The organism is Mesorhizobium sp. M1399, assembly GCF_040317735.1.
In the GTDB taxonomy this organism is placed as follows: domain Bacteria; phylum Pseudomonadota; class Alphaproteobacteria; order Rhizobiales; family Rhizobiaceae; genus Mesorhizobium.
Genome location: NZ_JAMYKZ010000011.1, coordinates 59,653 through 76,240, shown reverse-complemented (window position 1 = coordinate 76,240; position 16,588 = coordinate 59,653). Strand labels below are relative to the sequence as shown.

Annotated in this window: 15 protein-coding genes and 3 pseudogenes; 8 read left to right on the top strand and 10 right to left on the bottom strand. The window is 59.1% G+C overall.

Translation table 11 applies throughout. The features are described from left to right. The first annotated feature begins 164 nt into the window (after positions 1-164). Positions 165-479 (top strand): hypothetical protein, encoded by a 315-nt coding sequence (locus NKH05_RS20200; protein ID WP_023717084.1) that lies wholly within the window; start codon positions 165-167, stop codon positions 477-479. A gap of 152 nt (positions 480-631) precedes the next feature. Here NKH05_RS20200 and NKH05_RS20195 read toward each other — a convergent pair whose 3' ends face one another. Beyond that, positions 632-919, bottom strand: a complete 288-nt coding sequence (locus tag NKH05_RS20195; protein ID WP_352483875.1) for a hypothetical protein — start codon at positions 917-919, stop codon at positions 632-634. A gap of 825 nt (positions 920-1,744) precedes the next feature. Between NKH05_RS20195 and NKH05_RS20190 the strand changes: the two genes are divergently transcribed. After that, positions 1,745-2,569, top strand: a complete 825-nt coding sequence (locus tag NKH05_RS20190) for a 5'-3' exonuclease (protein WP_352483876.1) — start codon at positions 1,745-1,747, stop codon at positions 2,567-2,569. Between the two features lie 346 nt (positions 2,570-2,915). Then, positions 2,916-3,272 carry a hypothetical protein gene (locus NKH05_RS20185; protein WP_023717087.1) on the top strand — a complete coding sequence of 119 codons (357 nt, stop codon included), beginning with the start codon at positions 2,916-2,918 and terminating at the stop codon, positions 3,270-3,272. Positions 3,273-3,392: 120 nt separating this feature from the next. On the opposite strand, the gene NKH05_RS20180 is transcribed toward NKH05_RS20185, so the two are convergent. The 4 genes and pseudogenes from NKH05_RS20180 to NKH05_RS20170 form a co-directional block, all read right to left on the bottom strand. Then, positions 3,393-3,977, bottom strand: a complete 585-nt coding sequence (locus NKH05_RS20180; protein ID WP_352589199.1) for a PTS sugar transporter subunit IIA — start codon at positions 3,975-3,977, stop codon at positions 3,393-3,395. Between the two features lie 171 nt (positions 3,978-4,148). Continuing rightward, a complete protein-coding gene (locus NKH05_RS20175) occupies positions 4,149-4,361 on the bottom strand; it encodes a DUF982 domain-containing protein (RefSeq protein ID WP_352814477.1) in 213 nt (70 codons plus the stop codon). Between the two features lie 222 nt (positions 4,362-4,583). Then, positions 4,584-4,750: pseudogene (locus NKH05_RS33165) on the bottom strand (PIN domain-containing protein); the annotation flags it as partial. A gap of 1,588 nt (positions 4,751-6,338) precedes the next feature. Continuing rightward, positions 6,339-7,265, bottom strand: a complete 927-nt coding sequence (locus NKH05_RS20170; RefSeq protein ID WP_352589202.1) for an NAD(P)/FAD-dependent oxidoreductase — start codon at positions 7,263-7,265, stop codon at positions 6,339-6,341. Between the two features lie 784 nt (positions 7,266-8,049). On the opposite strand from NKH05_RS20170, the pseudogene NKH05_RS20165 reads away from it, so the two are divergent. From NKH05_RS20165 to NKH05_RS20150, 4 genes and pseudogenes are all read left to right on the top strand, one after another. Further along, a pseudogene (locus NKH05_RS20165) lies at positions 8,050-8,569 on the top strand (YciE/YciF ferroxidase family protein). A 178-nt stretch (positions 8,570-8,747) separates the two neighbouring features. Next, positions 8,748-8,870 (top strand): annotated as a pseudogene (locus NKH05_RS20160) (septum site-determining protein MinD); the annotation flags it as partial. After that, the gene (locus NKH05_RS20155; protein ID WP_023717093.1) at positions 8,867-9,139 is read left to right on the top strand and encodes a cell division topological specificity factor MinE; all 273 of its coding nucleotides are present in this window, start codon (positions 8,867-8,869) and stop codon (positions 9,137-9,139) included. The pseudogene NKH05_RS20160 and the gene NKH05_RS20155, both read left to right, overlap by 4 nt. Continuing rightward, entirely contained in the window at positions 9,136-10,302 is a 1,167-nt protein-coding gene (locus tag NKH05_RS20150; protein ID WP_352999307.1) for a beta-glucosidase, read from the top strand. Before NKH05_RS20155 ends, NKH05_RS20150 begins: the two co-directional genes overlap by 4 nt. 49 nt (positions 10,303-10,351) lie before the next feature. Here the strand turns inward: NKH05_RS20150 and NKH05_RS20145 are convergent, their stop codons facing one another. The 3 genes from NKH05_RS20145 to NKH05_RS20135 form a co-directional block, all read right to left on the bottom strand. Then, positions 10,352-10,441, bottom strand: a complete 90-nt coding sequence (locus NKH05_RS20145) for a hypothetical protein (protein ID WP_352494395.1) — start codon at positions 10,439-10,441, stop codon at positions 10,352-10,354. 259 nt (positions 10,442-10,700) lie between these two features. Beyond that, complete coding sequence (glf, locus tag NKH05_RS20140; RefSeq protein ID WP_023717096.1) at positions 10,701-11,843, bottom strand: UDP-galactopyranose mutase; 1,143 nt, start codon at positions 11,841-11,843, stop codon at positions 10,701-10,703. Positions 11,844-11,845: 2 nt separating this feature from the next. After that, positions 11,846-12,793 (bottom strand): glycosyltransferase family protein, encoded by a 948-nt coding sequence (locus tag NKH05_RS20135; RefSeq protein WP_352589211.1) that lies wholly within the window; start codon positions 12,791-12,793, stop codon positions 11,846-11,848. Positions 12,794-13,438: 645 nt separating this feature from the next. Here NKH05_RS20135 and NKH05_RS20130 point away from each other — a divergent pair. Further along, a complete protein-coding gene (locus tag NKH05_RS20130; protein ID WP_352589214.1) occupies positions 13,439-14,362 on the top strand; it encodes a glycoside hydrolase family protein in 924 nt (307 codons plus the stop codon). A 429-nt stretch (positions 14,363-14,791) separates the two neighbouring features. Here NKH05_RS20130 and NKH05_RS20125 read toward each other — a convergent pair whose 3' ends face one another. Both NKH05_RS20125 and NKH05_RS20120 read right to left on the bottom strand, forming a co-directional pair. Further along, positions 14,792-15,718 (bottom strand): ArsR/SmtB family transcription factor, encoded by a 927-nt coding sequence (locus tag NKH05_RS20125; protein WP_352589216.1) that lies wholly within the window; start codon positions 15,716-15,718, stop codon positions 14,792-14,794. 277 nt (positions 15,719-15,995) lie between these two features. Beyond that, positions 15,996-16,529: an alpha/beta fold hydrolase gene (locus NKH05_RS20120; RefSeq protein WP_023723255.1), complete on the bottom strand. Its 534-nt coding sequence runs from the start codon at positions 16,527-16,529 to the stop codon at positions 15,996-15,998. Positions 16,530-16,588 lie beyond the last annotated feature (59 nt).

Here is a 16,588-nt window from a genome sequence, read left to right as displayed (position 1 = left end):
ATGTTGAAGATGCCCCTCACAAGCCTGATTTCGTTTGGCGGGCCAGGGACAAGGAGAACACGTTCGCCAGCGAGCCCTTTCTGTTCTCCAGAGCCGAGAACGTAACGGGGCTCCCATCCTTATCCAGCAACATTCGCCGGACGCCGTAGGGCACGGGTCCCCCTTTGGCTGAATCCGAGACGAGCCTGCTGCAGCTGCGCTCTGGAGACCTTTGGGGACAGCTCGCGGCTGTACTCGCTTGCCATCACCCGTTTCATATTTTTGAGGATTGCAGAGACCATGCTGCCATCGTTATCGAACTGCTCGCCGCAATATTCCACCGCCACGCCCCGCTTCGCGCCTCGAAGCTGACCTCCGTGATTTCGTGTCCAAATGTCGCGTTTCAGGCCGTACTCGGACACCTGAAGAACGCCTTCACGAGATTAGCGAAGCATCGTCACGATGGAGACGGCGAAATCGACGGGGAAGATGAAAGCTGAGCAGTCAGCGACGCCGGCAGAGGCGGCTTCGGCCGTCCCTTCCTGACGTTTGATGGCAATGGATGACGTCAGGGTGCTGCACCACGGCGGCGACGAGCCCGACACCATACCGCAGGCGATCGACGCGACGGCGCCAAGGGCCGTACCTGACTCTATGTTCCCTTCACGATTCTCGGTTTAGTCGGTCGGCGGGGTTGAGCCGCGCCCTCGATGGCCAAAGCCAGCCGCTTCTCGTCTTCGATGGCGCGATCGACTGCCTCAATTTCCTCTTGAAGCACCTTCATCTCGGCTCCGTAGCTGGAGCCGTCGCTGTCCCCGATCTGAAAGCCACTTGCCCGCATTGCGTCGCGAGTATGGTGCACGTTACGGACTCCTTCGCGTCGAGTCGCGACCAGGATTTCCCTGAACTCACCAAGACGTTCAACGTGACTGCGAGCCATTGCGTCCTCCTATTTCATCGTCATCGTCGCCGACGGCGATTCAGAACGGCTAAAACTTACTGCGCAGAAGGTTTAAGTGACTTTAAGAGATACTCTCGACAAAGCATGAGTGCGGAAGCTCAAATTTGAAATTTGAACGTCTTGCAATAGCGTGAAGCGCGGCAGGCGGAAATTGGCTTGGGACCCGACCGATCACAGACCAGGTGCTAGAGGCTGCGCCTGTGCCACCTCCGAAGCTGCGCAATTTACCGACATCGGGTTTTGTGTCGAAGTGCGTCAACGAGGTGAGTCCTAACAACTGCAAAATGTTTGAAGGTTTCAAGAGGCGGGGTGCGCCTCGCCGGCCGTCACAGGAATGAGAACCCCAAACCGGGGGCATGCATTCCATATCATCGTCATGACGGAACTGCCGCCGCAGATCGGAGCGTCTGAACGTCGTCATTTCCATTCTGTCGTCAGGAGCAGTGTGTTCGGGCCAACCCACCCGTCCGGGCTTCCCCACATCGCAAGCTGGTCGCAATATCGGCCCAGGCTGCCTCCTGCGCGGCCGGCGCTAGTCGCGACAGCATCGCCAAGTCGTTTTTCGCTGCGTTTGGAAGAAGGGATACTCTCGCGAACCAAATGGCCGCCTGGCGCAAAAGCGAGGCGGCGGGGCGAGAAATATCGCCTGCCCTTGAAGGTAAGCTGTTGCTAAGTGCCGGTGAGAGGCATGGCTTGCGGTGGGCGTACGGGCACGGCCGAGCGCACCTACTTGAAGGTTTGGAGAAGGCCAACTGTCGGTCTAGCTTTGCAGACGGGGCCGGATGCTGTTTCTCGAGGATTGCGATGATCGTACATTTAGTAGACGGCACATACGAACTGTTTCGCCACTTCTACGGCCAACGCCGGTTCAACAACGGCCAAGACAAGCCGTTTGGCGCCGTCGTCGGCGTGCTGAACACAGTGCTGGAGATGAGCGAGAATGGCGCCACACACATTGGGGTGGCTACCGATCATGTAGTAGAATCGTTCAGAAATCAGCTCTGGCCGGGCTACAAGACCGGGGATGGCATCGAGCCGGCATTGCTCGCGCAGTTTCACCCCCTCGAGAAAGCCTTGGCGGCGATGGGAGTGGCGGTCTGGCCGATGATCGAGCTGGAAGCCGACGACGCGCTGGCCTCCGCGGCGCACAGCGCGGCTGCCGATGGGCGCGTGCAGAAGGTGTGCATCTGGACGCCGGACAAGGATCTCGCGCAGTGTGTGCGCGGTGACCATGTGGTCCAGGTAGACCGCAGGACCCAGAAAATTCGCGATGCCGCGGGTGTACGCGAGAAGTTCGGAGTTGAGCCGGCCCTCATTCCAGATTTCCTCGCGCTCGTCGGTGATGCCGCCGATGGCTATCCGGGTCTCGAAGGCATCGGCCTGGTCTCGGCCGCCCGGCTGCTTGGCCGCTACGGCCCTCTTGAAAGCTTTCCGCCTGAAGCCCTCGGCAAGCGTAGAGAGCTCGCGCTTTTATTCAAAAATCTCGCGACGCTTCGCACGGACGCTCGGCTGTTCGATGACGTCGAAGAGCTGCGCTGGCGCGGCCCGACCAAAGCGTTCGAGACGTGCGTGATCCAGCTAACTGACACCCGGCTCCTCGCACGTGCTCTCAACGCTCGCCGAAACTGACTTCGGGAGGCGAGATCTGGAAGCGGCCTTTAAAAGGCCAGCGTCGATTCCCGATCGCACAGGGGCACTGTGCACGCGGGAACAGTCTGGAATAAGACACAGGCAAATGTGCCGGCTGGGGGCAGGCGCTCACACAGCATCTGAGTTGTGGGTGGCGTTCAATGGCATACTAGCGTCCACCTGGGACCTTCAGGAGACTGAAGCTGCCAGCCATTGCAGGAGGAGCAGCCGCGGGATCGGAAACGTTTTGTCAGCAGAAAATAGGGTCATGTTGCAAAGCATCTCTCCGAACGCTGCGCCGGTGCTATGGTGTGCCCGCACTCATCAGACGGCAAGGATATGAGGCATGCCCGCAGTCACCCGCCGTACACTTCTTGCGTTCACCGCCGTTGCGTCTGTCATTGAACCGACGTTTGCTGAAGGCGAAGGTATCTCGCGCGAACTGCAGGCGCTGATCGCAAGGCATGAAACCGCCTATGCCGCGCTCCACAGGGTTGTTCATCGAGCGGGCAGCAACTGGCACGACCGCAAGACGGCAGACCGAATTGAAGAGCAAGCCTTGCTGGCCATCTGTTCCTATCCTGCGACCAGCCGAGGCGACCGCCGGGTCAAGGCCGAGTACCTGTTGACTGTTGAGGCACGAGGCGAACTCGACTTGAAAGAGCACATGCAGGCCATCCTACGCTCAACGATGCGGGGCTGATCGATCGCAGTACCCGCGGGGACCAGACCGCGCGTTGCCGGAGCGCGGCGCGGCCTCGGAGTAATGACGACGCAGACATTCTGTTTGGGTTACCGCGCAGAAAAGGAACCCGAAGATGCGTCAATCCCCCGCGAAGACCGCCTCATCGGCTGGTAGCGAGCCCCCGCCGACGCGGCAAGTATGCAAATTTGGTGAAATTCTCGGAAGCGGCTCAGTTTCGAGAATCGCCAAGGCCTCATCGGATGACTGTGCCTGTCGGAGTCGCTCCCGAACTTGAGATGTCCGAAGCACCCGGCATATTTGCGAAAGGGCAGGGAGGAAGGCGGAAGTAGCAGAGCGCGGCCAGAGTACAGTGTAAATGAGATCGACTGGGTCGTCGTCGGGGCCGTCGAAATCGATAGGCTGGGCCAAGCGTGTCAAAGACGCGACAGGCGAAGAGATCATACCCAGTAGAGCGTGAGGGATCGCGACACCACGACCGATGCCCGTCGAGCCGAAATCCTCGCGGTCGAAGAGACTACGGAGAACCACCTGCTCGTCAAGCCCGGCTCTTCGCGCAATTCTGATCGCGATTTTTGTCAAGGCTGATTGCTTTCCTTTAGTCGCAAGGTCAAGCGAAATGTCTTCTTCTGACAAGATGGGGCAGACCGTCAGAGTAACCTCAATGTGGATCCCAAACGCGATCGCAAATGGGGTGCAGCGCACTGCTTGGCCAGCGCAGAATTCACCGTCGGATAAGTGGCTGTCCCGGACGCGAAGGCCTTCTCGCGTCCGGGCTAATAGCCCGTTTTGAGGCGTTTCGGCTCTCGCGGGAGAAGGCAGTATTTCGGGCTTCAGGTGGGGTGGCTCTTCAGTGTTAGCGAGGCCGGCATGACCTCACATCAGGTCTTCAACCATCCGCGCACATTTCCCCAGACCTGTGCTGGTCCCTCTTGTTCTAAGGAGTCCCTGTTCAGCCGCGGCCGCCTTGAAGGCCTCGAACGCAGCTTGCTGGCTGCAATGCCCGGCGAGCGATTCCTCGACCATTCGGATCGCCTTGAGCCGCCCCGGCTTTCCCATTCTAGGCCATGGCTGCTGAAGCACCTTCATTGCGTCGGCTATGGACGCGACCACCGTCAGGTTGCGATTGAGGCAAATTGTAATTGGACTGAAGGCCCGCATTCTTGTCGCTCCCCACGATTGAACGCGGCTAAACGCGAAGACAAGGGCAGTGGTTGCATGAATGTGGATCACGGCGAATTCAAAGAACCGCTGGCCGATGCGATTGAGGCTGAGCAGGCTCTCCTTGGGCCCGGCTCTTTGCCTCGCCGGACCATCCTTCTCGTCGAACAACAGGACCCGACCGGCAAAAAGCATCTGCGCACCGTCCGACGCCGCGAACCATTTTTCGAGTTCGTCACGCCGCTTGCCCGACAGCTTCTCAAGTACACCGCGACGAATTCGGCGACTGTGAGGGAGGAGATGAAAAGGTTATGGTCGTTTCGTTCGGCTGTCCTTTAGAGCAGGGGCTCCGAGTCGGTTTGTATCGAGCAGATGTCGCATCAGATCTTGACCTGGAGATCGGCTCCGGCAGCCGGGATCGGCGCAGCGCGGCAACGATGCCATGTTCCTTCGGCGGCTCACCGACGATGGTCTGGCTGACGGCCCCGCGAAGGCGCGAAGCATCGGGGCCTTCTTCTGCCAGTCGGGCGAGCCAACTTTCTTTGGCTGGGAGGGCGGCGCACTGCTTCGGCTCCGAACTGTTGACACATGCACCAAGCTGACAGACCGGAAGCGGCGGCGTGCCCTGACGTCATGGAGACTAGCCCCGCTCCCGAAGCCCGCAGATTGTGATCTCGTTGGCTATGCAGAGCATCCAGCCGTCGTTTCCGAGCGGGCGTTCGTGTTTGGGAAGTGCATCTCGCACGCGCTCGCTAGACGACCACCGGCGGCTATAAATACCTCTCGGCGGTGGGCCGTACTGAGCCGGCGGCGGAGTTTCAGCTTTCGGCCCAACAGCGCTCTGCCGGCCTTGATGCACTCACCACCCTCCAGCTCGCGTGTTGGTGGCCGGAAAATCGCCACTACAACCGCCATCGACTCAAAGTCGAAAGCTACACGCCTGAGGCGCTGTCATTGGCTGAGATCCGGAATAGTCGGTCAGGCTGATAGTCTTGATTGTTGCCGCCGTGCGCCGGAGCAGGGCAGCACGCTCCGCCATCGTTCATTGACGGGCTTCGTTGGCCGGGTGTAGCAGCTCGGATACGAACAGGTCTACGACCGGAATTCCAGTTCCCCCAACTCCTCCTACGTTACATTAGCAGTTGCGGAACCTTCTCGCATTCGTCGGTTGGAATCTCGTACTCCACCGACCCCTAGCAATTGTGTTCCGCTGTTGGGTCACTTAGCCCGCCGGTTCCGGCCGGCGGGCTTTTTGTTGTCGTGGTGGAACACCCGTTTGCGACGATGGTTCGGTTAACTAGGCGGGGAGCGCGGCTGAGAAAAGAGACAAGTGAGAGAGAACCGAACATCGATGCTGTACGAGCACTGATCGAGGTTGAGCGCGCAGCACGAGATGCAAAGACCGCTCGGATCGGGGAGTGCGCTTGGAGGCTGCAAGGGGGCACCCCTGTGCAACCGACACCGAAGAGGAGCCGGAACGGCAAGCACGCGTGGTCGAACCGAAGCGCTGCGTGCGCTACACGACGCAGATCGATAGGGAACGGATGGTCATTTTCGTCCTGGCGAAATCGCCGCTCGAGTTCCGCGCGGCAAGTCGATCTCGTCCGTCATCATCTCCAACATGACGAGGTCGTCAATGTTGGAATGGCCGCCTTGCCGCCACACCCCTTCGGCCAGTGACTGCAGAAAAGCCATGACGCCGGCGAACGGCTAGCCAGCTCGGCCTTGTCGGGTCGAATTCCTGCTTGGGGAACGGTCTGCCGGAATTGTTCGCGCGAGGCAGCAGGATCGGAAAGAGACACATATGGCAGCAGCCCAATGGTTTGTGATTGTCGGTATCTTAACGTCAGCGCCGGGCACGCCGTTCGCGTAGGACTGTCACTACGCGGTGTTTTCAGCCTGCAATCAGTGCTCCCCTTCGCCCTTCGCAAGATAGTTATGCATGTCACTTGCCGCGACCGCTGCGTGCCCGAACGCGACGGCAAGCTGGTTGATCTCGTCGACGACATCTCCAGCTGCATAGAGTCCCGGCACGGCGGTGCGCTGGTGCGAATCCACGACAAGATTGCCGGCTCGGTCACATTCTGCACCAAGGTCGGTCGCTAGCCTCGAGCGGATGATCGACCCCATCGCAGGGTAGATGGTGTCAAACGAGAGCGTCCTGCCGTCGACGAGTTCGACAACTGCCCGACGGCCCTCAGCTGAAATTGCGTCTCGGGCGCATGCGCCGAACTCGATTCCAGCCCTTTTTAGCCTAAGAACGTCATCCGGGCTGGGCTGGGCTGCATCAGCAATCAGCAAAGTTACGTCTCGAGTGAAGGTCCGCATGAACAGCGCCTTTTTCATTGCGTGTTCGGCCGGTCCGATGACGGCCACCCGTTTGTCAATGACCTCATAGCCGTCGCAGATAGGGCACAATCGCAAGGCTCCGGCTTTAATCATGTCGGCGGTGCCCGGAACGTCGGGGAGGCTGTCGACGACACCAGTGGCAATAAGCAGTGAGCGGGCATGAATGGGAGATGAAGCCTGCGCTAAAAATCCATTCTCCGCGATGCGAATGCCCACGACCGTATCGCACACCCAATCTGCGCCGTGCCGGGTGGCCTGCAGTTTGAGGCGGTGAAGCAGGTCAGGGCCGGTGATTCCGCGCGGGAAGCCCGGGCAGTTGCGCGTCAAGGGAATCCAGTTTGCCCGGCTTTGACCTGCATCGACGACAACTACCCGACGCCGAAAACGTCCAAGGTAGGTCGCGGCCACGAGGCCTGCTGGCCCGCCGCCCACAACCAGGGAGTCAAACATCCGATCGCGGCGCGCTTTGTCTCTGTCGACCATTCAGAAATCCTGACACTGCAAAACCGCACCGTGAGTGCACCGTGGACCACGTTGAAAGGAAACGCCGAACCGCCAATTTGGTTACCAAGTATTGGTTGCTGGGGCATAGCTGCATGCTTCCCACGTTGCGTTCGACCCGGCGCTCAGGAGTATGCTGGCACGAGCCTGGCTCGCGCAATGGCAACGCCATGGTGAAATGCAGGCCCTCGGGATTGTCCCTCGGGGTTGTAGTGTAATTCGATCTTTGCATTGCAATGCACGGCAACTACCTTTCCCAGCAATGTCGTTCCAAAGCCTCGCCGCTTCAGGGGCTCCACGGCGGGGCCGTTTCGCTCCTGCCGGTCGAGGTAAACAACCTGCTCAGCCGCGGAACCGCGGATCCACCATCGCACCTTGAGGCGGCCTTGAGAGCGCCGCGTGAGAGTAGCAGCAAGCGATGGTGGACTTCCCGACACCTGAGAGGGCCGATCAAGAGCGAGCTTGTGCCCCGATCGAGGCGGCCGCCGATCAGAGTGTCCACGGAATTTCCGCTTAAGGCCGGCGAGCCGTGTTCGGCTTTAGGGTGCTCGGCGGCTACCAGCCGCGCAAAGACGGTAACGACGTCCGGCTGGATGACGAAGTCGTGATAGCCGCCGCGTATTTATGCCCCACGCATCTTGATGACCTGCAAGCGACGCCGCTCGCCACCATGAGTCGGCGTCAGTGGGGCCATCGTGAAGGAACAACAAGGCACTGGCCTCGTTAGAGCCGTACATCCATCGATAGCTTTCAACAGGAGATGAGAATGGCGATGACGCGAAGATCACAGGGCAGTTCCAAGGGCTTGGAAGACCTTTTCTACGATGGTCTGAAGGACATCTACTACGTCGAACGGAAGATTCTGACCGCCTTAAAGAAAATGGCAAAGGGCGCAGAGTCCGAAGAGCTGAAGGCCGCGTTCGCATCGAGACGAGACAGAAGGTCAAATCGAGCGCCTGCAGCAGGTTTTCGACGCGTTTGGCAAGAGGGCTCAGGGTAAGACGTGCCCAGCGATCGATGGCATGATCGAGGAGGGGCAGGAGATTTTGGAAGAATTCGGAGACGCTCCAGCATTGGACGCAGGGCTCGTGGCTGCAGCCCAGGCGGTCGAGCATTATGAAATCGCGCGCTACGGCACTCTTGTGACGTGGGCGGGCTTGCTCGGCCTACGAGACGCAGTCCCACTTCTGGAACAGACTCTCGAAGAAGAAAAAGCCACCGATGAGGCGCTCACCCAACTCGGCGAAACTGGCGTCAACGAACGGGCAATGCAGCAGGCCGCGTGAGGTCGCGCATTGCTGGGGTGGCCAATCCGAAATTTGCATCTTCGTGAGCAGCGCAATGGGCGAATTCGGATTTGGCCATTTCCTCTGTCGCTTGCCCGTCGAGCACACGTGTTTTGGCTCTAACCGCATTGTACTACTACGCGCACCAATGTGGGCGCGCCGGTTATGCAAAAACACCAACCCCGCCGCACGCGCCTGTATCGACGCAGCAAGAAGACTCGAGGGCGAGGACCTGCCGGTCATTCTGCTTTTCGAGCGGAGGGGCCTCCTCGACCGGCTGTTGGGAAGGAGGGCAGCATGAACCTGCTCGATATATTCAAGCGCCGCGGCAGCGCGTCCGTGGCGCGCGAGCGCTTGCAACTGCTGTTGGCTTACGAGCGCCGCAACCGCAACCAGCCCGATCTCGTCTCCGTGTTGCGCGAGGAAATCATGGCTGTGAACGCCAGGCAAGGCCAACACCTCGACGTGACGGCAGCCTCATCGAAATCGAAGAGGCGACCGAACCTGGCAAAGGGCGGTCGCCGAACGCAAGTACTTGCGCCATCCCTGGCCGACAGGATGCCGGTATGAACGAGGAACCGGCTCGTCGGCCCGCGGCAGATCCTTCTGGCATCGAGAGCTTTTTCATGGCTGGTTTCGAGTGTTCCTCGCATCGACGTGCCGACGGGGTGCGCCTTGATCTGATCCGTGCGACCTCACATGACACCCATGCATCCGGCGACTATCGCCACTGTGCCGAGCTTGGGCTTCACACGATCCGCGACGGCTTGCGCTGGCACTTGATCGAAACAGCGCCGGGAGTCTTTGACTGGTCGAGCTGGATGTTGGTGATCGAAGCAGCCCAGGCGGCCGGGGTGCAGGTCATCTGGGATATCTTCCACTATGGTTCGCCAGACCACGTCGACCAAGGTGGCCCCGGCTTTGTCGAGGCCTATGTCCGTTTCGCCGCGGAAGCTGTTCGGGTTCATCGCTTAGCCACCGGAGTGGCTCCCCTGGTGTGTCCGATCAACGAAATTTCTTTCTTTGCGTGGGCGGTGGAGGTCGGCTATTTCCCGCGCGCCGGGCAGAATAAGCGCGGATGGTTCAAACGCCACCTTGTCAGGGCAGCGATCGCCGGGACCAGAGCAATGCGGGAGGCCGAACCCAGTTGCAGGTTCATCTGGGCTGAACCGCTCATCCATATTGCTCCTCGTGACCGCAGTCGCGCCGAGCGGCGGCGCGCCGAAAATGCTCGTCAGGGCCAGTTCGAGGCTTACGACATGCTGGTCGGGCGCGCTGAGCCGGAGTTGGGTGGCAGCGAGGACCTTGTCGACGTCATAGGCCTCAACTTCTATCCGCACAACCAATGGTACTTGAATGGGCCAACGATACCGATGGGACACCACGAATACCGGGCGCTTTCGGAAATGCTGGTCGAGGTCGACGAGCGCTACAAGAAGCCGATGATTATTGCCGAGACCGGCGCCGAGGGGTCGGGACGGCCGGCTTGGCTCCATTATGTTTGCGACGAAGTGCGCGATGCGATGAGCCTCGGCGCACCTATTCAGGGCATATGCCTGTACCCGGTGACGGCCTACCCCGGTTGGGACAATTCGCGCCACGCCGAAGTAGGCTTGTTCTCCACCATTCATGCGAACGGCTCGCGCACTCTTCACAAGCCGCTTGCCGACGAGTTGGAGCGCCAACGCCGATTGTTCGAGGCCTTCGACAACGAGCCAGCAGGCGCGGTATAGCCCCGCCGATAGTGCGCCGCGCTTTAACTGCATCGGCAACGCGGTAAGCCTAAATCTGTCCACCGAGAAAGATCCTGGGGTCCTTGGCCGCAGCGATGATCGCCTCGCGTGCGACTCTTGGCGACTTTTCACCGCGCATGACGGCAAGGCACGCCTCGATTGTTGCGAGTCTCGACGCTTGCAAGCCGGCTCCGGCCAATCCTTCAGCAGAACCTCGGCCGCGTCCGTTACCGAGACAACAACCCTGTCGCGATCGATCCGGCCGGTTGAACGACTATCGGCTTTGTGAAACGTCTCGTACGCACGACCCCTCCAACGGCATATTAGCTTCGGCTGATCTTTGCGCCATCTCAAATGTTAATGGTCACCGCGAATGCAGCTTAATCCCGGCGCATCGTTCACTCCGCCGCCTCGCGCTGCCTCGGCATCTGCCCGATGCCGTTTACCGGCATGCTGTTTTGAAGGCGCGCGAACGTCGCCAAAGCCTGCCCGACGACCTGATCCATATTGTAATAGCGATATGTCGCCAGACGTCCGACGAACCAGACCTGTGGGCACGCCGCTGCCAACGCTTCGTAGCTCTTGTACAACGCCTCGTTTTCGGGCCGCGGCACCGGGTAATAGGGATCTCCGATGTCCGAGGGGTATTCGTAGGTCAGGCTGGTCTTCGGACTCTTCTGTCCGGTCAGATGCTTGTACTCGGTGATGCGGGTGTAGTTTTCCGTCTGCGGATAGTTGACGACGGCGACCGGCTGAAACTCCTCGCAATCAAGCGTCGTGTGCTCAAAGCGCAGCGAACGGTAGGGCAAGCGACCAAGCTTCCAGTCGAAATACTCGTCGATCGGACCGGTATAGATCATCCGCTGGAAGGGGATCTTGTCGCGAATTTCGCGGTAGTCGGTCTGCAGCATGATCTTGATCTTGGGATTATCCAGCATGCGCTGGAACATGCGCGTATACCCGCCTGCCGGCATTTTCTGGAAAGTGTCGCCAAAGTAGCGATCATCCCGATCGGTCCGGGTTGGGACTCGCGCCGTCACCGACTTGCTCAGCTGGGAAGGGTCAACACCCCACTGCTTCCTCGTGTAGCCGCGGAAGAATTTCTCGTAGAGCTCCCTGCCCACGGTGCTCACGACGACGTCTTCGGCTGTGCGGACTTCTTCCACCGTCTCTCGCCGGGAAGCGAAGAACTCCTGCAGCTGCTCGGATGTCAGCTTAAGGCCGTAAAGGCGATTTATGGTGTCTAGGTTGATCGGTATCGGCAGCAGCTTTCCGTCGACCAGCGACAGCACGCGGTGTTCGTAAGACCGCCATTCGGTGAACTGCGACAGGTAGTCGACGATCGATTGGGCGTTGGTGTGGAATATGTGCGGCCCATAGCGGTGGATCAGGATCCCTGCCTCGTCATAACAGTCATACGCATTGCCGCCGATGTGATTTCGTCTGTCGACGATCAGGACGCTTTCTTGTCGCTGCGATGCGATGCGTTCCGCCAGCACGCTGCCGGCGAAGCCGGCGCCGACGATCAGCCAGTCGAACATGCTCACGCTCCCCTCAGCAACGGCACGACGCTCTTCATCGCGTGGGCGCGCTGGATGTGGGCCGCCATCGCATTCCAGGTCTTGTCCCAGGACATATCGGCGAGGTAGGCGTCGGCTTTCTCCACCAGGAAATCGCGAGGACGCGCCAGGATGGATCGAAGCTTGGCTTCGACATCCTCGGCGTCGACAATGTCGACAAGGCCTTCGGCGCCGTAGGTGCGCACGACGTCGACGATCGCTGTCGAAACCACCGGCAGTCCTGCCGCCAGGAATTCAGGAGTCTTTGTCGGACTGATGTAGCGTGTCGCCTCGTTGAGCTTGAAAGGCATCCAGCCGGCACTCCAATGCCGGAGGTAGCGTGGCAGGTCGGCATAGGACTTGCCGCCCAGCCAATGCAGGTTGCTTGCCGTGGGCAGCCTCGCCGGATCGATCTTGACCACAGGGCCGAGCATGACGAATTGCACGTCCGGCATTGCTGCAGCCGTCTCCGCTACCAATTCGACGTCGAGCCGCTCGTCAATGACCCCGAAATACCCCACTCTCGGGTGAGGTATGTTGGCCTGGTCGAGTGGGTCCTCACCCGGCTCTCTCGCCTGATGGAAATGTGCAACGTCGATGCTGCTTGGAAAAGCAAAGATCGAACGATGCAGGCTTCGCTTGGCCTCGTAAAGGCTCTGCCCGCCCGTGAAGACGACATCGGCACGTTGCAACAGCGCCTTTTCCAACTGCGTCAACTCTGCGGGAGCGTCTTTGAACGCGGAGAGTTCATCCATGCAGTCGTAGACGCAGACGTCACAGGCGAGATGATCGCTGAAGCGTAGCGCCATGGGCGTGTAATACCAGGTCGTCAATCGGTCATGCGGCGTGGAGGCGAGGATCTGATCGACGAACCTGCGCTGGATCGCGTTCGCCCTGGTCGCGGAAGTACCAACTGGGATCAGCGGCGTCACAATTCTGATCGTAGGTGAAACATCGTTCACCCGCGTCGAAGCGTGGCGCCTTTCGTCGAAGATCGGCTCCTCGAAATAAATTAGCTGCTGCTGTTTTGAGGCGAGCGTCAGAATCTGTTGCGGTCTTTGGAATACAAAATTCCATCGGAGGTGGGAAAAGCAAAGTAAAATTGACGACTGTACGGTGGTGTTTGGTTTTAGGGAGGTGCCCACCGCCATTTCCATATAGAAATCCTTCGTTACAATTAGAAATTGCCTCGGCTAACATACGTTAATCGAGGCAGCTTCGAATGAAATTCGCAGCCATCTATATAACTTTCATCCCAGTAAGTTGTTCCATAGTTCCAAACTGTCTCGGGCGAGGCCAGCGGTCCGCTCCATTCCGGCCATGGCTCAACAGAGAAGGTCAAGCCGAACGACCCTGCATCCGGCTGACATGATGGCCGCTCCAGAAGCTGAAGCCCCGCGCCGTGCGTGACCTCACCCAAAATGTGGCGCATTGCCACAGAACGGTTGAAATCGTTCAATCGTTCAACAACCGTTCATGGGCGGAGTTATAAATGAGGGCTGCGAATCGATTCGGCTGAGTCACGCAGACGGTCCAAATGAAAGGGGTCCGCGAAACAATCGCGGGAATGCTTGCGAATGAAGATCGACTTTGAAACCAACGTCTTTCCACTGTTTCACCCGCAGGCGGTGGATGATCTGAAGGACCCTTGTCCGGTGTTCGATGGCACGCTCTGGCACGTCTTCGGCTCCAGCGGCACCGTCACAACCGAGAGCTGGAAAATCCTCCACGCCACAGCGCCGGATCTTTATGGACCCTGGACAGAGCACGAGGCGATCGTTTTGCCGGTAACCGGATCGGGCATTGCGGCGCCCGGCGTCATTCATGAGTGCGGCGTCTTCCATATGTTCATCCAGACCGAATTCATGAAGTCCGGCGGACGTTGCGAGCACGCGGTCTCCAATGACGGCTTTCATTGGGTGGTGCTCAATCCGGCGATATTGTCGCTGCCCGACACCGATGAGGACGGCATCTACGATCCCCATCCGGCAATCGTCGACGGCAAGCGCTACATCGTCTATTCAGGCATGCCCAAATTCACCAAGGTGCCCCAGCCTGATGTCTATCTGGCGCGCAGCCAATCCGATTCCTGGTTCGGGCCATGGAAACGTCTCGGCAAAATACTCGATCATCTCGACGTGCCGCATCACAATGCGCGCGAACACCCGGATTACGAATGGGGGATCGAAGGCGCGCAGCTCGTCGAGCTCCCGGACGGTCGTGTGCTTCTTAACGCCACCTGCTTCCTCCCCGAAGGTCCGCGCGGCAGCCGGCAGCGCGTCTTCTTCGCCATCGCCGATGACGTCAAGGGTCCCTACGTTTCCGTTGGCCCCGTTCTCGACCCTGGTGAGCCCGGCGAGAATGGCCATTCGACCGTAATGATCGAAGGCCGGCAATTGACTTTGTTCTACCAGAGCAGACGCGAGACGACGAACCACCGCTGGCGATATGGCTTGGCCAAGTGCGACTTGGATCGGCACATACTTTCCAGAGTAGCCTAGAGAACGTGATCCAATCGTAGCCGCTGGGCTACCCACCTCGTCCAGGTCGCATTGCCGACGGACGCCGACAAAACCCAAGAAAGGCACAGATTAAGCTTGCTCATCACAATGGTGCTGCCAGTCGCCGTTTCGGATCAATGGTCGTCAAGCGATAACGGATGGGCTAGATGTCCCAGGCGGATGACGTAGGCAGTCGGCGAAGCCTGCGACGAGGCAGGTTGAGAGTATAAAATGGATCAAGGTAAGCTGGTCGTCAGATAATACATTTAAATTCTCTCTTCGAACTCCTCGGTGAGACCAGTCGTGCCAATCGGTTTCTCAGCGCCGGTGACAAGATAGCCGTAAGTCTGACCATTGGATGCGAGTTGGCTAGATGAAAGGAAGCAGCTGAAATTGGGTTCACTATTTTTCAAACCGGGATCGATGATATCAACCGGTTTTGATCCTGAGCAGGATGTCCTGATCGTAATTTCCAAAGCCCTTGCCGAAAATGTTGATCCCGCCAGGGCGCTTGGCGTCGTCCTTGACGCCGATACGGACGCGGATTGAATGATGGCTCTTCAGATCGAGTGCGGCGAGGCCGGTTTCGGAAATCCTGAGGCCGTCGACATAGGTGCCGTCATTGGCAATTCGCCAGTTCTTGAGCTTGCCGTATTGCGAACCCTTGAGTTTCCACCAGGACGGCGTGAAGACGCCGCGTTTGTCACCGAAATCCCCCGGCGACGTCCAGGTGCCGACATCGACGCCATTGATCGTCAGCGTGATGTCCGAGGGCCAATCGGCGCTGGTGCCCGGCACTTCCGAAGACAGCTCTATCGCCACTTCGAGCTCGGTGATCTCGGCATTGGCGAGCTTGGCATTATTGGGAAACTGGTATTCGACAAAACCGCGGGTGAACCACAACAGCCCGGCTTTCATACGATCCGGATCGAGGAAAGTGTTCGGTACATCGAGCAGACCGATGATGCCGTCCGGCGAACAAAGGCCGCAGGGCGCGGTAACCTCGAAGCCGGTGTAAAGCCCGATCGGCATCGACACTTCGATCGCGTCGTTCTTGACCGCACGATATTCGCCCTTGAACACGACGAGCACTTCTTCGGCCGTCGGATAACAGATTTTCTGACTGCCCTTCTTCGCTTTCAGGTGCTCGGTGCGGATCAGCCCCGCATCCTCCAGCACCTGGATGTTGGTCGAGACGGTCGACTGCGGCAGCGACAGCACGGCGGCGATTTCGTTGACATTCATCGGCCCCTTCTCATGCAGCAGTTTCAGCATCGAGATACGCGCCGAGGAGGCAAGCCCCTTGAGCACGGCAATGCCTTCCTCAGGTTCAATCACCAGAAAATTACGACCCATGAATTTCCAGTCTATACTTGTGGAAGAAGCTATCGCCTCGCTAATTCGTGTTCTGTAAGCTTGCGTTGGTGGGCGGGACCGTTGCAACGGCGTCGAAGGAAACGCCGAGCCGGCAATTTGGTTACATGCAAGCGGCTCCACGTTCGGTACGCATTTGAAGCCACACCGCAACAAGGATGTTTGGCTCAGGTCTAAATTGTTTGCCGCGCAGCTCGGCAAGGCACGCATCGATTGGATTGCAGCAAGCCGCGAGTCGCACCGGTAGCGTTGCGGGGGGCTAGTCATGGGTGCGCCGCAATGCTTCATCGTTCGCTCCCGCCGTGGCGACCACTGTATGGATCATGGCAAGGACGGCTTGGGACGCGCTGTGGTGCACCATGTGACCGGAATTCTGCACGATATGAATCAGCGAACCTGGCACATCAGCATGAAGGCGGTGGGCCTGCCCCTTCGCATCGAGCAGGCGGTCACCATCGCCGGCTAGGATTCCGGCAGGCACCGATACCTCTTTATAGCTGGAGCGAAGCAGCGCCGACGGAACAAGTAAGCCCGATTCCGCTGAGGTGGACCGCAATTGCGAGGGACGGCTTGCAAGTTCCTTCATAGCCGAAGCGGAGACGGTCGACACTGCAGCCGGCCCAAATATCTTCGGCACTGCCAGCGGCCAAGTCAGCCTGACAAGGAGTGGCATAAATGTGTGACACAATGCGCTTCCAATGCGGCCGGGCTTTCGGCCCGCTTGTTGGTCTCGCGGATCGAAATGATGATCGAATACTGATTTGACGCGATGGTTGACCTCGCGCATCAGCATGCGAATACGATGCCCGGTTTCCCTCGGCGACGTGATGTCCCGGGCAATCTTCGATGATC

Excerpts from the sequence above, each read along its gene's own strand:
- NKH05_RS20185 (WP_023717087.1), top strand. The coding sequence starts at position 2,916 with ATGCCCGCAGTCACCCGCCGTACACTTCTTGCGTTCACCGCCGTTGCG.
- NKH05_RS20175 (WP_352814477.1), bottom strand. The coding sequence starts at position 4,361 with ATGAAGGTGCTTCAGCAGCCATGGCCTAGAATGGGAAAGCCGGGGCGG.
- NKH05_RS20190 (WP_352483876.1), top strand. The coding sequence starts at position 1,745 with ATGATCGTACATTTAGTAGACGGCACATACGAACTGTTTCGCCACTTC.
- NKH05_RS20170 (WP_352589202.1), bottom strand. The coding sequence starts at position 7,265 with ATGGTCGACAGAGACAAAGCGCGCCGCGATCGGATGTTTGACTCCCTG.
- NKH05_RS20195 (WP_352483875.1), bottom strand. The coding sequence starts at position 919 with ATGGCTCGCAGTCACGTTGAACGTCTTGGTGAGTTCAGGGAAATCCTG.
- NKH05_RS20130 (WP_352589214.1), top strand. The coding sequence starts at position 13,439 with ATGAAGATCGACTTTGAAACCAACGTCTTTCCACTGTTTCACCCGCAG.
- NKH05_RS20125 (WP_352589216.1), bottom strand. The coding sequence starts at position 15,718 with ATGGGTCGTAATTTTCTGGTGATTGAACCTGAGGAAGGCATTGCCGTG.
- NKH05_RS20120 (WP_023723255.1), bottom strand. The coding sequence starts at position 16,529 with ATGCTGATGCGCGAGGTCAACCATCGCGTCAAATCAGTATTCGATCAT.
- NKH05_RS20150 (WP_352999307.1), top strand. The coding sequence starts at position 9,136 with ATGAACGAGGAACCGGCTCGTCGGCCCGCGGCAGATCCTTCTGGCATC.
- NKH05_RS20145 (WP_352494395.1), bottom strand. The coding sequence starts at position 10,441 with ATGCGCGGTGAAAAGTCGCCAAGAGTCGCACGCGAGGCGATCATCGCT.
- glf (WP_023717096.1), bottom strand. The coding sequence starts at position 11,843 with ATGTTCGACTGGCTGATCGTCGGCGCCGGCTTCGCCGGCAGCGTGCTG.
- NKH05_RS20155 (WP_023717093.1), top strand. The coding sequence starts at position 8,867 with ATGAACCTGCTCGATATATTCAAGCGCCGCGGCAGCGCGTCCGTGGCG.